Raw genomic sequence first — 16,267 nt, forward strand, 5'->3', positions numbered from 1 at the left:
AATCCACAGGCGTGCCGGTCAGGGCTTACTCTTCTTTTTCGATCAGCAACGCCTCCAGCAGATCCAGGTCGTGCAGTAACGTCTGCATCGTCTCATTGGAGATCTGTTGAGTAGCACGCAGATGATAGACCTCTGCGCGTTCGGCACGCAGCCCGGTCAGGCGGAAGCGACGCTCAAGGTTCTCAGCGTACAGCGCATGCTCAAGATCATTTTTCCCTTCGGCGCGACGGCGTAAGTTGCCAATCACGCGCAGACTGACCTCTTTCAGCAGTTCCGGATCGATGTTCTCTTCCGACTCATTCTCCAGCCGATCTTCCATCTTATGCAGGCTCTCAATGGCAGCACCCGCCATCACCGCACGGGCATTCTGCAGCTCACGGCGATGGGCACCTTTATCGATGCTATCAATGCCGCGCAGCAGAATCGGCAGGATCACGACCCCTACCAGCAGCGAGACCAGAATCACGCCGGTGGCGATAAACACCAGCTCATAGCGCGCCGGGAAGGGATCACCCGTGGTGAGGTACAGTGGAATTGACAGCACACCGGCCAGGGTAATCGCACCGCGCACCCCGGCAAACGTGGCGATCAACAGCTCACGCAGCGAGTAGTTAGCGAACTCCAGCGGCTTCTTCTTCAACAGACGTTTGCTCAGACGCTGCATGATCCACAGCCAGCCAAAACGCACCAGCATCAGCGCGGCATAGACCAGCCCGATATCGGCGAACAACATCCACAGCTCGACGTTAGTATCGGCCTGCGCCTGGTCGATTGAGGTCTGCAGAATGTCCGGCAGCTGCAGGCCCAGCATCAGGAAGACCATGCCGTTGAAGATGAATTCCAGCATCTGCCAGACGCTGTTAGCACGCAGGCGCATCGCCAGCGGTGCCTGACGAATAATACCGGAACGGGTGATGGTCATACCGGCCGCGACAGCCGCCAGGATACCCGAGACACCCAGATGTTCAGCGATCAGGTAAGAAGCGAACGGCAGCAGCAGCAGCAGCACGGTCTGGGTCGCCGGGTCATCCCCGCTCCAGCGGCTGAACAGGCGCAGTGATTTACCATACAGCCAGCAGATGGCTACACCGGCAATCAGGCCGCCAATGGCGACTTTCATGAACTCAACGCTGGCTCCGCCCCAGGTAAACACCATGGTGCCCATGGCCACGGCCACGGCAAACTTCAGTGATACCAGGCCCGATGCATCGTTCATCAGGGCTTCACCCTGTACGATCGACATAATCTTCTTGGGAATGCGGCCTTCACCGACGATGCCGGAGAGCGCCACGGCATCGGTCGGCGACAGCACCGCCGCCAGCGCAAAGGCCGGGATCAGCGGGATACCCGGCACCATCCAGTAGATCAGATAGCCGATACCGATCACGGTAATCAGCACCAGCGCCAGTGCTAAGCCGATGATCTCGCGACCATGATGCAGGAACTCACTGATCGGCGTTTTCCAGCCATCTGCGAAAAGCAGCGGCGGGATGAACAGCACCAGAAACAGCTCCGGATCAAAGTCGACATGCAGACCAAACGTGGGCCAGGCCAGCATCGCACCTACGGCGATCTGTACCAGCGGCAACGGGATCTGAAAAGGGAGAATGCGGGCCGCGACGCCAGAGAGCGACACGACCAGCGTCATGATGAGAATAGTAAAAAAGATTTCCATGCTTTCCTTAGGCGTCGTTTCTTTCAATCATTGGTTAAGCGCTAAAGTGTAAAACAAACGGCGGTGAAGGTTGTCAGCTACGCGTGCGCCGGGCGGGAAAAAAGTGAAAAATTCCGGGCGCGCAGTCGCACGCCCGGTTATACAGTCAGATCGCCCAGCCACCGGCGTAAAACGCCACCAGCGCGACGGCAATGATCACGGTGCCGACGTTGAGCTTACGCCATTCTCCGGCGAAGAGACGCCCCACTACCAGGCTGGCGAAACCGATCATGATGCCGGTCACGATGTTGCAGGTAAGCACGATGATCACCGCCGTGAGCAGGCCCGACATCGCATCGACAAAATCACCGAAGTCGACTTTCGCCACGTTACTGAGCATCAGCAGACCGACATACATAAGTGCAGGCGCAGTCGCGTAAGCGGGAACCAGATAAGCCAGCGGCGACATAAACAGGATGGCGAGGAACAGCAGGCCCACCACAATCGCGGTGAGGCCGGTTTTACCGCCCGCCGCCGTGCCGGCCGCCGATTCGATGTAGACCGCCGCCGGTGATGCGCCTACCAGACCTGCGAACAGGCTGCTGACAGAGTCGCTGGTCAGCGCACGACCGCCATTGATAATCTGGCCCTGTTTATCCAGCAGGTTAGCCTGCCCTGCGACCGCGCGGATGGTGCCGGTGGCGTCAAAGACCGCCGTCATCACCAGTGCCAGCACGCTGGGCAGCACCACAGGCTGCATCGCGCCCATGATGTCGAGGCTGAACAGCAGCGACTGACCGCTGGCGTCACGCAGGCTCGGCAGGGCAAACAGTCCCTGATATGTCACCGACGGGTCAAAGATCAGGCCGAGCAGCGAAATAGCGATAATGGTCAGCAGGATGCCGCCCGGTACCCGGCGCTTCTCCAGTCCGATAATCGCGGCCAGTCCCAGCAGCGTCATCATCACCGGGAAAGTGGTGAAGTGACCCAGCGCCACCGGCAGGCCCGGAGCCGGGTTTTTTACCACCAGACCCACGCCATCAGCGGCGATAAGCAGCAGAAACAGGCCAATCCCGACGCCGGTGCCGTGCGCCACGCCCATCGGCAGGTTACGCAAAATCCAGGCACGAATGCCGGTCACGGAGATCAGCGTAAACAGCAGGCCCATCAGGAACACTGCGCCCAGCGCCACCGGCACGCTGATATGTTGACCCAGCACCAGACTGAAAGCGGTAAAGGCGGTTAGGGAGATCGCACAGCCAATCGCCATCGGCAGGTTGGCCCACAGTCCCATAAGGATGGAACCAAAGCTGGCGACCAGACAGGTGGCGACAAACACGGCGGAGGGAGAGAAACCGGCTTTGCCCAGCATCCCCGGTACCACGATGACGGAGTAAACCATCGCCAGGAAGGTGGTGAGTCCGGCCAGAATTTCCTGACGCACGCTGCTGCCACGCGCCGAGATCGAGAACCAGGCGTCCAGTTTTCCACTGGCCGGGCGTGATTCAGTTGACATAGTTGAGCCTCAAAAATTTTTGTTGTGTGGATCGCTCTGCGACCATCGCTGTCCCTGGAATAAGCGGGTAAACGGCGTCACTGTCGGGATTAACCCGCCAGGCAAACGTTTACCTTGCCGCAGATAATTAGCCGTCAAAAGCGGCCAGATAAAAAGGCATGCGATTATCCGGCGTTTAGCGCCACGTTTTCAACTCTAAGAGGGAGATTCTTTGGCATAAAGATTGGGCGTAACAGGCTGGCAGAGACCCGGCGGAAGCCAGTCTGAAACGCTGAGGCCATAAACTTAATGTCATATAAAGAGAGGATTTGCACCGGCGCAGCGGTGATCGCACAGGACGCGCCGGTGGAGAGAGACGATTAACCTGGCAGCGAAAGCTCGCCGCCCTGCGCAATCGCGCGCTGCCAGGCGGCGCGCTGCTGCACTGTCTGCAACCATTTCTCAGTGGCGGGCATCTGATCGAGTCCGGCACGGCGCGCCAGTGCCAGCAGCGGAAAGCTCATCTGGATATCCGCAATGGTGAAACGCTCACCGGCAAACCAGGGATGCGTCGCCAGATGCTGTTCGATCATCTGCCTGTGCGGCTTAAGCTGTTTATCCAGGAACGCCTTCTGCACCCCTTTGCCAAATGCCGCGCCGACCGGACGCAGCAGCCACGGCACCGGCGCTTTGCCCATCTGCCCGAAGATCAGCTTCATTACCAGCAGCGGCATCAGTGATCCTTCAGCATAGTGCAGCCAGTAGCGGCACTGTAACCGTGACGCCTCATCACTCACTTTCAGCCGGAATTCGCGATCATATTTCTCTTCAAGGTATTCGAGAATGGCACCCGATTCAGCTACCACCTGGTTTCCGTCAGTAATGACCGGCGATTTTCCCAGTGGATGCACTTTTTTCAGCGCCTCCGGGGCCAGCATGGTGGGTTCGCGTTGATAGTGTTTAATCTGGTACGGCACTTCCAGCTCTTCCAGCAGCCACAGCACCCGATGCGAGCGCGATTTCTCAAGATGGTGAACGGTGATCATCATGATTCCCTGTGTGTTGACCTTCACCAAGTATAGACGTCACTCCACAGGCGGATGTTTATCATCCTGTTCCGGATCAAGCAGCACTGCACCCGAGCCCTGCTGACCCAGCCGGTCGCCAGGATTGCGCAGCGGACAGTCGCGCATCGACAGGCAGCCGCAGCCGATACAGCCATCCAGGTCATTGCGCAGGCGAGTCAGGGTTTCAATACGCTTATCCAGCTCTTCGCGCCAGTGCCGGGTCAGCGCATCCCATTCCGTCGTCGACATGCGCTTATCGGGCGGAATGTGGTCGAGACTGTCACCGACTGTCGCCAGCGGGATGCCAATGCGCTGAGCAATCTTGATGATCGCCACGCGTCGCAGCACGTCGCGGCTGTATCGGCGCTGATTACCGCTGTTACGGGTGCTGAAAATGAGGCCTTTGGTTTCATAAAAGTGCAGCGCCGAGACCGCCACACCGCTGCGGCGCGCCACTTCACCGGGTGTTAAAACCGGTTTTGGATAGTTGCGTTCTTTTTTCATCAGACCCTTTACCTCAAGTTAACTTGAGGAATTATACTCCTTCTCCATTGAAACCCCTAAACTCCTATTACCCCTTATTAAGCACCAGAAGGATGAGGCCATGATGCAAGAAGAGATCATTCATTCCCTGACGGACTGGATTGACCAGAACCTCGATAAGAGCCTGTCGATTGATGAGGTTGCGGCAAAATCAGGCTATTCGAAATGGCACCTGCAGCGTATGTTCCGTTCCGTGACGAAACAGACGCTGGGTGGCTATATTCGTGAGCGCCGCCTGACGCTGGCCGCAGAAGCACTATCGCAGACACAGCGTCCGGTGTTTGATATCGCGATGCAATATGGCTATGACTCGCAGCAGACCTTCTCCAGGGTGTTTCGTCGTCAGTTTTCACAGACCCCGACCGCTTACCGTCACACCATGCGCCGCCAGGCGATTCAGCGCCCTCGTCTGCTGAGTTTTGGCTGTAACGACGGCATCACCAGTTTTACCCAGCGCACCACCGGTGAGTGCTGCCCGGTCCGTTAATTCTTTGCTGCGCCCGCTCAGGGCGCATCTGCCTGATTTCCCCGCCGTTCTTCTTCTGCTGCTCACTTTTTCTGCACGCCACTACCATACAAGAGTCAAATTTTGTTCAAAATTTAAAATCGGGTGATATAATGTGACCCAAGTCACACTTTGAACCTGGGTTGACGGCAAAAAAGTCCTACCTGACACACTTTTTTGTCGCCGGTGATGTCCGCAGATTGTCAGGAATACTTACTGATATTGAGGTCCGGCCGATGGCTACGTTAACCGCCAGTTTTCTTGTTATGCGTTGGGAGCTGCTGAGCGCAATCATGATGTTTTTTGCCAGCACCCTGAAAACCAAACTTCGTCAGGACAGCCGTCACGTGATGGCCTTTATGTGTGGCGGGATTGGTTTAGGCATGACCTGCTGGTTTGTTACCGGTCTGATGGGCATTACCCTGAGCATGGAAAACGTGCATAACTTCGTGGAAATCTCAAAGCACGCCTTTATTGATGCGATGAGCCAGGCGCCTGCTGACTGGCCGATGCCCTGATTTTTACGCATAAAAAACCCCGCTTAGCGGGGTTTTTTATATTGCTGTGTGAACTTAAATTTTCTTCAACATGGCAGGGATATTAACATCCTGCACTGTAACGCCCGGGCTCTGCGTTCCGCGGCGGTCCTGAATCCACATATCTCCCATCATCTGGTTTAAACCACGATCCAATCCGGTAACCAGCCCTGCACCTGGGGTGAAGGTCAGTTCGCCAAAGTAGATATGCTCGTCATGGATATACCAGTCCACACGCACGTAGTCGAAATCACTGGCCAGCTTTTTGCTCAGTTCGAGCGCATGTTCCAGCGACGGCATAATCGGCGAAACATCCAGACCGGTGTCGCGAATTTTGTGATAGGCCTCATTGAGGTTATTCACGTAGAAATTCATCGACAGCAGCGGCTGACAGCGGTTGTAGATTACCTGCAGCACATATTCGAACCGGCCATCACGCTTGTTGAACATATGGAACTTGTAATCGATCGGCGCGCTTTTGCCATCACCAATGTACTTCTCAACCAGGATGCGTGGCTTGATGTAGCGATAGTGAATCTCACGCGCTTCGTTGGCGAAATCGGTCTTCAGCCACCGATAGCAGTCATGAATGATCTGCTGCTTGCGCAACGCGTCCGGCTCTTCCAGCAGAATTTCTACCATGTTGGAAGCGTGGTTCGGCTTGATCACCGTTCCCTTCCAGCAAGGCAGGCTGTTCAGCGTGGTCGGGTCAGTGGTTTCGTGTACCAGCGGGATCAGGTATTCATTACCGATTTTTTCAGCAATGAATTCGCGCACCGAGTATTTATCTGACAGACGACCGTAGTTCTGGTAATCGCCGAAGATAAACTTACGGTACAACACCTTCTCGTTGAACACTTTTGGCTGACGCAGATTGGGCAGCTTTCTGAACTTATGGAAGTAGTAGATGCGGTCCTGATAAGCCCAGGGCATCTTCTTGATAAAGTACTGCACACTTTTTCTGAGTTCTTCTTTCAACTTGAGCATATCTGACCTCATTTGTATGTTTTGTAGTTGAGTGAGGAAACCTGAATCTTTTGAATGACGCCGTTTTTAAAGAAGTAATTCATTACGGTCAGGGACAAAAGTTCTGAAAGGAAAACGCTCCACGCGGCCCCCATGATGCCGTGACCCTGGATCAACCACCAGGAGAGCGGCAGACTGATGACCATCAGGCAGATGATTTTCCTCAGCAAGTAGTTAAATCCTCCCTCTTTGACCATGTAGCGATACGCTACGGTCCCCATTGCCGAAAAGCTGGTCGCTATCGACAGCAACGTAATGAGACTTCCTGACTGTGTGTATTCCGGTCCGTACAACGCAATGATGATCTGCTCGCCGTAAAGCGAAATGACCAGCAGCATCAGCAATGAAACTGCCATAACGTAGCCATTGAGCCGGGCAGCCAGCTTAATAGCCACCTCGCCGCGCTCCCTGAAGATTTCAGTGAAGCAGGAGGTGATCAGCGCAACCGGGATAAAAATCCAGGAGGCGGAAATGGTATTTGCCGCCGCAAACAGACCGAGGTCGCGCGCAGGTGCCGTACCTGCCAGAAACATCTGCGCTGCTTTGACCTGCACCGAGATAAAGATGCTGGAGATCGCCAGCGGCAGACCGGCATACATCAGATAGCGCAGATAGGCGGTGCGCTTTTCGCGCGGCGGCATCTGATCCTGATGGTCCTGATAGAAGTTGTGGCGCTTGATCAGGTAAGGCACCAGCGTCACGGCAACAATCGACAGCGTCAGCCAGAGCGGATTAAGACGCAGCCAGGCGACGGTAAAGCTGATGCCGAAGCTCAGCAGCATGCCCACAGCGTTAGCGATGGTGTTAAGACGCGAAGCAAGACGCGCGTTGTTATAAACGCTGAAGGTGTCCTGGGTGACAAAAACTGAGGCAACAAATGAGGCCAGTGCAAACGCCAGGAAGTTTTCCTGCATGTTGTACCAGACCCAAATTAAGACTGGCACCGACGTGACCAGTAATAGCACCATGCGCAGCGTACGGGCGATGGTCATCAGGCGCAGGCCTTTCGACGCATTTTTGCTGACGCGCTTAAACAGAATGGTTTCGGTGCCAAAGATTGCGACGGTTTGCACCATGGCAAATAGTGAAGTAGAAAACGCCATCTGGCCAAACACCGTTGGACCAAAGGATTTAGCCACGTAAGACGTCACAAAAATGACGCCAAAAACGGAGATGATCTTCTCAGACATCATCCAGGCGGCATTAGACATTACGCTCAATTTCATCGACTCTTCCTTAGTATTACTCAACTACAACCGCTTCGGTACAACATCCCTGTAACGAATTAATAAGCGCTCAGTGGGCCTGGCGAAAATGTAAGACTTCAGACCAAACTGGTCCGAAAATTGAGATGTAAATCATGATCCGGAGAGTGAATTCAGGATAATTCTTATTATAAATGGCGCGAATCACTTCTGATGGAAACGATTTCAGGCTGAAAATAAAACAACCTTAAAGAGCTATACCGGCATATTAATCAAGTCGGCGAAGCTAAATATCCAGTGTACGTAGAATTTTTTCGTATTTTGGATGCGATGAATTTATAACAAAAACCCGCCTCCAGGAAGGCACGCTCCCCGGATAAGAATAAAATAAGATTTATCCCATGATGATATTTCTTCTAAATATCTTAATTTAGGCTTCGCAATTCAATTCGCGCACTTTAATACTGCCTTAATAAAATCTTACAGTGCCAGAAATTATTAAAGTCATTCTCATCCATTAATCGATAAGAAAGGTAAGAGCATTTATGAGAAAGTCACGATACAGCGAAGATCAAATCACAAATGCCATTAAAGCTTCTGAATCGGGCGTGAAAGTCAGAGAGATTTGTGAAGAGTTAGGCATCTCTGAAGCCACGTTCTATAGCTGGAAAAAGAAGTTTTCTGGGTTGTCTTCGGAAGAAGGCAGAAAAATCAAGGAGCTGGAAGAAAAACTGCAGAATGTCACACGTGAACTGCAGACGCTCAACTCGGACAAAGAGATGCTGCAGAGCGTTCTGAAGCACTTCTTTACGACTAATGAAAAACGACAGGCTGTGGATTTCCTGCAGACCACCTTCGACATTGGCACCCGTCGCAGCTGCCGCTTATTAGATATCAGCCGCAGCGTATACCACTATCCGTCAGGCACGGAGAATCGCTAAACCTAATGCTACCGCGCTTTTTAGACTTAACGCTGAGATTTGTTCTTACCAGAAGAGATGAAGATCATTTAACAGGACAATTGCGGCACCCTTTTCCGCTCCATTTATAACTAATGAATGGCTTCACGGCTAAGCTTCTTTTTTTGCGGTAAAATTGATTCACAACAGCAAAAGTCTCGCATTCCACGCCTTATCTTCCCCTCCCAATCTCGTTTACGCGAGATTGGGCCTTCCCTTTTTTAGTTTAGCCCTGCTAATCGTCGGAACTAAATCGTCTCAATATCATTAAGCCGCTTTAAACATCGCACAAATATTCATCACCGTAAATTTGAGTTAATGGTGGACCTGCCTGAAATTTTGCGGCTGCGCTTTAATTCCCGATGATGGGTTTATTGCATTAACTTTCTCCAGGATTAATCCGGGTTAAATAGTTTATTGCTCCTTATCACTAACGTTATGGGTCTTTCTTTTCACTCTCTTCATTGCGCATCATTGATGCCAGAGATTAATCTTTAATTATTAACGCAGCGGCGGAATTCTCTTACTCATTTATCACTGAGTGAAGTTAATGGTGGTTTTTAGTCCCCTTTTCTCAGGTCCATAACGCAATAAACAGCAGTGGATAAAAGCGTAACGTCCATAATGCTGCGCTATTTTTCCTGATTAATGACCGATATCTGACCAGTGAGCGGTTGCCAGCGCTGGAACAGGCCACTTTCAGCCGCCAGAAAGGGCCGTTTTTTTACTGACAAAGGGAGGATGAAGGAGGTTATCAGGGGATACCGGACAACAGTGCGGAACCCTGAAATCGATTTCGCGGTATAAATCTGCCGGAGAGCGAGCAAATCAGGATAGGGTTTAATCTTAAAAAGCCGCGCGGCGTGTTGTCCGCGCGGTAAAGGCATTCAGGTGAGCTTTACGGTTTACTCTTTAATCGCGACGACCTGGGGTTGCGGTTTGATGCGCATTGCCCAGATCACACCCGCCATCAGACAAACAATGCCCATCAGAGTGAGCTGCGGCGGCCAGCGTTGATACCAGAGAAAAGTCCATAACAGGCCAAAGAGTATCTCGAAAACGATCAGCGGCCCCATCAGTACGGTAGGCAGACGCTGGCTGGCAGCATTCCAGCATAAGGTACCCAGCCAGGAACAGAGCAGGCCAATCGTCAGCATCAATGCGATGAATACCATGGGGCGCGGCCCGAACGGCAGCGAAAAATCGGGCTGCTGCCAGGCGAGCTGAACGCTGACCAGCGCGTACAGGATCAGTGCCATCGGCAGCGTCACCAGCCCCTGCGCGGTAGCCCAGGTTGAGGGGCGCAGTTCGGGATGCGTACGCAGCCAGCGGGCATTACGCAGCGGATACCAGGTCCAGCAGACCACAGCCAATAGTGCCAGCACGATACCGGTCAGATAACGACTGAGATCCAGCGTGGCGCCCTGACTCTGCAGCTCCGCCGCGTTCACGCAAAGCAAGCCAGCCGCCATCATGACCAGTGCCGGGAACAACCGCCGCCACGGCAGCCGCCCTTCAAGATGGCCATAACAGAGATTAGCCGTGACGGCGATCACCACCGGCAGCGTGCCGATAATCATGGTGGAGACCGGCCCGCCGGTACGCTGAATGGCGTTCGCCAGAAACGCATAGTAGAAGAGGTTTCCCACCAGCGAGAGCTTTACGGCCTCAAGCCAGTCAGCGCGTGACAGCTGACGCAGACGACGACGGCTGTGCCAGGCCAGCGGCAGCGCAATCAATCCAAACGCCACGTAACGTCCCGCTGATTGCAGCGCGCCAGGATAGTCCGGCACCAGCAGCGGCCCGACAAAGATTAGCCCCCACATCAGTCCGGCGGTGACGGCAAACATAATTCCCGCAAACATGATTTCTTCCTTATACAGACTTTTGGCAGAGTGTGGCGGGTTCGGGCGGGAAATGCTTGTAGCAGATTGCGGTGGTATCAGGGCTGGCGAACCTGCTTTTGATAGCGGCCCGGCGTGATGCCATAACGGTGAGCAAAGGCGCGGGTAAGATGAGCCTGATCGGTCAATCCCACCGCCGCCGCGACGCTGGCGGCCGCTTCACCCTGCGCCAGCCTTTGCTTGGCGTCATAGAGCCGGAAAGCCATCAGCATCTGATGCGGCGTAACGTGATAGTGCTGGCGAAAGGCACGTAAGAAGTGCCACGGCGAGAGTGAAGCCAGCGCCGCCAGCTCCTCCAGCCGCACCGGTTCTGCGAGGTTTGCGCGCAGAAAATCTCTGACCTGGTCGAAACGATGCCGGGCATCGGGTCTGCTCTGTGAAGACATACGCGCCAGCGGACGGATTTGCAGCAGCAGCTCAGCAATCAGGCTCTGGCGCGCCAGTTCAGACTCTGCCTGCCAGAGTGCGGCAAGCAGGCGGGAGAGCGGCTGCGCCACGCGCGGATCGGTCAGCAGCGCCTCGTTAAACCACCAGCCGCGGTCGCCGGTCAGTTCATCCATCAGCTGCGGCTGAATGTAGATCATCTGATAGCGCCAGCCCTCTTCGCACGCTGATTCACCCGTGTGCAGCTCATCCGGGTTCATCATGACCAGCGAGTTCTCCGGCGCAGTATATTCGGTGCCGCGATAGCGAAAGCGCTGTGCGCCCGCTTCAATGGTGCCGATCCCAAAGGCTTCGTGGGTATGGGGTTCAAAGGCGTAGCGGGAGATGTGGGCCTGATAGAGTTCCACACCGGGCAGCTCTGCGAGTTGCCGGAACCGGGCGCGATCTTTCTCACAGGGGAAACTTGCCGGAACACCGTCCACTTCTCTCTCCTTATTTAACCAGTCTGCCAAGCATGCCTGTGACCGGGTCTGAAATGCAAAAGATTGCTATCCGCAATGCCACAGGTAACACTGTTTTTTTCAGACGGATGGGGTTAAGCATGGCACAGCGTGTGGCAGTGGTTATCGATATGCAGAATGGGGTCTTCAGCTCGCCGCGCTTCGACCAGGCGGGACGGGTGGCGCAGATTAACCGGCTGACTGAACGCGCCGATATCACGATTTTTATCCAGCACCGCGAAGGCGCGATGTGCGAGGGGAATGAGGCTTTTAATCTGCTGCCGGAACTGGTTCAGCCTGCTGGCGCGCATTACGTGACAAAAACCGCCTGTGACAGCTTCTGGCAGACTGAGCTGGCCGCGCTGTTAAAGAAGCTGGCGGTGGAAGAGTTTGTGGCGTGCGGTTGTGCCACTGACTACTGTCTGGATACCACCATAAAAGTGGGTGCCAGTGCGGGCTATGCCATTACCGTGGCTGCTGATGCGCATACTACCGCCGATCGTCGCTGGGTCAGCGCTGAAGCGTTGATAAACCAGCACAATGAGGTCTGGTCCTCATTGTCGATTCCCGGCCACGTACCTCGCGTATTGAGCACAGATCAGATTGTGGCGGAATGGTCATAACCGCCCGCGAAAGCCGCGCATAAAAAAGCCCGCATAAGCGGGCTTTTTTGCACTGTCTGTCCAGCGGAATCAGAATGGAATGTCGTCGTCGAAATCCATTGGAGGTTCGTTGTTGTTGCTGGCCGGTGCGCTCTGTGGCTGCTGCTGCGGACGGGACTGCGCGCCGCCACTGAACTGGTTGTTGTTGCCCTGCGGCTGCTGCGGCTGACCCCAGCCATTGTTGTTGCCACCGCCCTGCGCGCCGCCACCTGCTGGTGCACCCGCGTTGCCGCCCTGCTGACGACCACCCAGCATCTGCATGGTGCCGCCAACGTTAACCACGACTTCGGTGGTGTAACGTTCCTGGCCGCCCTGATCCTGCCATTTACGGGTACGCAGCTGACCTTCGATGTAGACCTGCGATCCTTTTTTCAGGTATTCGCCTGCGACTTCAGCCAGTTTGCCAAACAGCACCACACGGTGCCATTCAGTGATCTCTTTGTTTTCACCGGTCTGCTTGTCGCGCCAGCTTTCCGACGTAGCCAGCGTAATGTTGGCAACCGCGCCACCATTTGGCATGTAACGTACTTCCGGATCCTGACCCAGATTCCCGACAAGAATCACTTTGTTAACGCCACGACTGGCCATGTTGCTGTCTCCCGATGAGTTAATGCATACAGTCTAATCTATCAATTCTAACACGTCCTGCGGACTGTTTCCCACTTTCGAGCGGGGTTCCAGTTTTAATCCCTCTCCGCTTCCAGGCCCGAGAGTACTGGATATATATTCAGTCTATTTTTTGTGCCATAATGACACGTTTATTCTGGCCGTGTCGGCAAGGCACGGTGAGTGCAGCTAATCCGGGAAAGGTGAATGGATAAGATCGAAGTTCGTGGTGCCCGCACCCATAATTTGAAAAACATCAACCTGACCATCCCACGCGACAAACTCATTGTGGTAACCGGCCTGTCAGGGTCCGGTAAATCCTCACTGGCGTTTGATACGCTGTATGCGGAAGGTCAGCGCCGCTATGTGGAGTCGCTCTCTGCGTATGCGCGCCAGTTTCTTTCGTTAATGGAGAAGCCGGACGTCGATCATATCGAAGGTTTGTCGCCCGCCATTTCCATTGAGCAGAAATCCACCTCGCACAACCCACGCTCGACGGTGGGAACCATCACAGAGATTCATGACTACCTGCGTCTGCTGTTTGCCCGCGTAGGCGAACCGCGCTGCCCGGATCATGATGTGCCGCTGGCGGCGCAGACCGTGAGCCAGATGGTGGATCAGGTGCTCTCGCAGCCGGAAGGTCGTCGCCTGATGCTGCTGGCCCCGGTGGTGAAAGATCGTAAGGGTGAGCACACCAAGACGCTGGAGAATCTGGCGACGCAGGGCTACATCCGTGCGCGTATCGATGGCGAAGTGTGTGACCTCTCCGATCCGCCGAAGCTTGAGCTGCAGAAGAAGCACACCATTGAGGTGGTCATTGACCGCTTTAAAGTGCGTGAAGACCTGGCAACCCGTCTGGCGGAGTCGTTTGAAACCACGCTGGAGCTTTCTGGCGGCACGGCTATCGTGGCGGATATGGATGACAGCGACTCCGAAGAGCTGCTTTTCTCGGCTAACTTCGCCTGTCCGATTTGTGGTTACAGCATGAGCGAGCTGGAACCGCGCCTGTTCTCGTTTAACAACCCGGCGGGCGCCTGCCCAACCTGTGACGGCCTGGGCGTACAGCAATATTTTGATCCTGACCGCGTCGTGCAGAATCCCGAGCTTTCGCTGGCGGGCGGCGCCATTCGCGGCTGGGATCGCCGCAACTTCTACTACTTCCAGATGCTGCGTTCGCTGGCGGAACACCTCGATTTTGATATCGAAGCGTCGTTCGGCAGCCTGCCAGACAACGTGCAGAAAGTGATTCTGTACGGTTCAGGCAAAGAGAGCATCGAATTTAAGTACATCAACGATCGCGGCGATACGTCCGTTCGTCGTCATCCGTTTGAAGGCGTGCTCAATAACATGGAGCGCCGCTATAAAGAGACGGAATCCTCTGCGGTTCGCGAAGAGCTGGCGAAGTTTATCAGCAACCGCGCCTGTGCCAGCTGCGAAGGCACCCGTCTGCGTCGTGAAGCGCGCCACGTCTTCGTGGAGAACACCACGCTGCCGACCATCTCTGAGATGAGCATCGGCCATGCGATGTCCTTCTTTGAAAACATGAAACTGAGCGGCCAGCGTGCGCAGATCGCCGAGAAAATTTTGAAAGAGATTGGCGATCGCCTGAGCTTTCTGGTCAACGTCGGCCTGAACTATCTGTCGATGTCACGCTCTGCAGAAACCCTGTCCGGGGGGGAAGCACAGCGTATCCGTCTGGCCAGCCAGATCGGTGCCGGTCTGGTCGGCGTGATGTATGTGCTGGATGAGCCTTCTATTGGCCTGCACCAGCGTGACAACGAACGGCTGCTCGGCACCCTGATTCATCTGCGCGACCTCGGCAACACCGTGATCGTGGTTGAGCATGATGAAGATGCGATTCGTGCCGCAGACCACGTGATCGACATCGGTCCGGGTGCAGGCGTACACGGCGGTCAGGTGGTCGCGGAAGGCACCGTTGATCAGATTATGGCGCAGGAAGAATCGCTGACCGGTCAGTACCTGAGCGGCAAGCGTGGCATTGTGGTGCCAGAGGAGCGCGTCAAAGGCGATCCGGCCAAAGTACTGAAGATTACTGGCGCACGCGGCAACAACCTTAAGGATGTTACGCTGACGCTGCCGGTCGGGCTGTTCACCTGTATTACCGGTGTTTCTGGTTCGGGTAAATCGACCCTGATCAACGATACGCTGTTCCCGATTGCTCAGCGTGCGCTGAACGGCGCGACCATCGCCGAACCGGCACCTTACCGTGACGTGGCGGGCCTGGAGCACTTCGACAAAGTGATCGACATCGACCAGAGTCCGATTGGTCGTACACCACGCTCCAACCCGGCCACGTATACCGGCATCTTCACGCCGGTGCGTGAACTCTTTGCGGGCGTGCCGGAAGCGCGTTCGCGCGGCTACAATCCGGGTCGCTTCAGTTTCAACGTGCGGGGCGGACGCTGTGAAGCCTGTCAGGGCGATGGCGTGCTGAAAGTCGAAATGCACTTCCTGCCGGACATTTATGTGCCGTGCGACCAGTGCAAAGGCAAACGCTATAACCGTGAAACGCTGGAAGTGAAGTACAAAGGCAAGAGCATTCACGAAGTGCTGGAGATGACGATCGAAGAGGCGCGTGAGTTCTTCGATGCCGTGCCAGCGCTGGCGCGTAAGCTGCAGACGCTGATCGATGTGGGTCTCACCTACATCCGCCTCGGTCAGTCCGCCACCACCCTTTCCGGCGGTGAAGCCCAGCGTGTGAAGCTGGCGCGTGAGCTGTCGAAGCGTGGCACCGGTCAGACGCTCTACATTCTGGATGAGCCGACCACCGGCCTGCACTTTGCCGATATCCAGCAGCTGCTGGAAGTGCTGCATAAGCTGCGCGATCAGGGCAACACCATCGTGGTGATTGAGCACAACCTCGATGTGGTCAAAACCGCAGACTGGATTGTCGACCTTGGTCCGGAAGGCGGCAGCGGCGGCGGTGAAATCCTGGTGGCAGGTACGCCAGAAACCGTGGCGGAGTGTGAGAAATCCCACACCGCGCGCTTCCTGAAGCCCCTGTTACAGAAGTAATTCTCTCAGGCCCGCCGCGTGCGGGCCTTTTAATATCCTCTGCCGATTCAGCCAGAAAAATGCAGAATCAGGCAAGATTCAGACATGTATAGGCATATACGCTTTTTCTCACGCTGACTATCCTTAAGCGGTTCCTCTTTGGCACGCCCCTGGCGTCGCCCTGTTTTCGCAGCACATCCACGCTG

Annotated in this window: 14 protein-coding genes; 5 read left to right on the forward strand and 9 right to left on the reverse strand. The window is 55.0% G+C overall.

Features of this window, described 5'->3' with window-relative positions:
- Positions 1–25 precede the first annotated feature (25 nt).
- The 4 genes from EGO56_RS17720 to soxR form a co-directional block, all read right to left on the reverse strand.
- A complete protein-coding gene (locus tag EGO56_RS17720) occupies positions 26–1,675 on the reverse strand; it encodes a Na+/H+ antiporter (protein ID WP_013359801.1) in 1,650 nt (549 codons plus the stop codon).
- 145 nt (positions 1,676–1,820) lie between these two features.
- Entirely contained in the window at positions 1,821–3,170 is a 1,350-nt protein-coding gene (locus tag EGO56_RS17725) for an NCS2 family permease (protein WP_013359800.1), read from the reverse strand.
- A 359-nt stretch (positions 3,171–3,529) separates the two neighbouring features.
- On the reverse strand, positions 3,530–4,195 hold the full coding sequence (locus EGO56_RS17730) for a glutathione S-transferase family protein (protein WP_135910603.1): 666 nt from the start codon (positions 4,193–4,195) through the stop codon (positions 3,530–3,532).
- A gap of 39 nt (positions 4,196–4,234) precedes the next feature.
- Positions 4,235–4,720, reverse strand: a complete 486-nt coding sequence (gene soxR / locus EGO56_RS17735; RefSeq protein ID WP_135910411.1) for a redox-sensitive transcriptional activator SoxR — start codon at positions 4,718–4,720, stop codon at positions 4,235–4,237.
- 100 nt (positions 4,721–4,820) lie between these two features.
- Between soxR and soxS the strand changes: the two genes are divergently transcribed.
- Together soxS and EGO56_RS17745 are read left to right on the forward strand one after the other, a co-directional pair.
- Positions 4,821–5,246, forward strand: coding sequence for a superoxide response transcriptional regulator SoxS (gene soxS / locus EGO56_RS17740; RefSeq protein ID WP_013359797.1), 426 nt, complete (start codon positions 4,821–4,823; stop codon positions 5,244–5,246).
- A 254-nt stretch (positions 5,247–5,500) separates the two neighbouring features.
- The gene (locus EGO56_RS17745) at positions 5,501–5,782 is read left to right on the forward strand and encodes a YjcB family protein (protein ID WP_013359796.1); all 282 of its coding nucleotides are present in this window, start codon (positions 5,501–5,503) and stop codon (positions 5,780–5,782) included.
- Positions 5,783–5,836: 54 nt separating this feature from the next.
- Here EGO56_RS17745 and EGO56_RS17750 read toward each other — a convergent pair whose 3' ends face one another.
- On the reverse strand, positions 5,837–6,787 hold the full coding sequence (locus EGO56_RS17750; RefSeq protein WP_013359795.1) for an ATP-grasp fold amidoligase family protein: 951 nt from the start codon (positions 6,785–6,787) through the stop codon (positions 5,837–5,839).
- A gap of 8 nt (positions 6,788–6,795) precedes the next feature.
- On the reverse strand, positions 6,796–8,052 hold the full coding sequence (locus EGO56_RS17755) for an oligosaccharide flippase family protein (RefSeq protein WP_013359794.1): 1,257 nt from the start codon (positions 8,050–8,052) through the stop codon (positions 6,796–6,798).
- A gap of 524 nt (positions 8,053–8,576) precedes the next feature.
- Here EGO56_RS17755 and EGO56_RS17760 point away from each other — a divergent pair.
- A complete protein-coding gene (locus EGO56_RS17760) occupies positions 8,577–8,972 on the forward strand; it encodes a transposase (RefSeq protein WP_013359793.1) in 396 nt (131 codons plus the stop codon).
- A 923-nt stretch (positions 8,973–9,895) separates the two neighbouring features.
- Here EGO56_RS17760 and EGO56_RS17765 read toward each other — a convergent pair.
- Complete coding sequence (locus EGO56_RS17765) at positions 9,896–10,855, reverse strand: DMT family transporter (protein WP_013359792.1); 960 nt, start codon at positions 10,853–10,855, stop codon at positions 9,896–9,898.
- A 77-nt stretch (positions 10,856–10,932) separates the two neighbouring features.
- On the reverse strand, positions 10,933–11,760 hold the full coding sequence (locus tag EGO56_RS17770; RefSeq protein ID WP_033734909.1) for an AraC family transcriptional regulator: 828 nt from the start codon (positions 11,758–11,760) through the stop codon (positions 10,933–10,935).
- Positions 11,761–11,879: 119 nt separating this feature from the next.
- Between EGO56_RS17770 and EGO56_RS17775 the strand changes: the two genes are divergently transcribed.
- Positions 11,880–12,401, forward strand: a complete 522-nt coding sequence (locus EGO56_RS17775) for an isochorismatase family protein (RefSeq protein ID WP_098051782.1) — start codon at positions 11,880–11,882, stop codon at positions 12,399–12,401.
- Positions 12,402–12,470: 69 nt separating this feature from the next.
- On the opposite strand, the gene ssb1 is transcribed toward EGO56_RS17775, so the two are convergent.
- Entirely contained in the window at positions 12,471–13,028 is a 558-nt protein-coding gene (ssb1, locus tag EGO56_RS17780; protein WP_033734905.1) for a single-stranded DNA-binding protein SSB1, read from the reverse strand.
- A 225-nt stretch (positions 13,029–13,253) separates the two neighbouring features.
- Between ssb1 and uvrA the strand changes: the two genes are divergently transcribed.
- Positions 13,254–16,082, forward strand: a complete 2,829-nt coding sequence (uvrA, locus tag EGO56_RS17785; RefSeq protein ID WP_135910412.1) for an excinuclease ABC subunit UvrA — start codon at positions 13,254–13,256, stop codon at positions 16,080–16,082.
- The last annotated feature ends 185 nt before the right edge of the window (positions 16,083–16,267 follow it).

Origin of the sequence: Pantoea vagans (assembly GCF_004792415.1) — a bacterium.
In the GTDB taxonomy this organism is placed as follows: domain Bacteria; phylum Pseudomonadota; class Gammaproteobacteria; order Enterobacterales; family Enterobacteriaceae; genus Pantoea; species Pantoea vagans.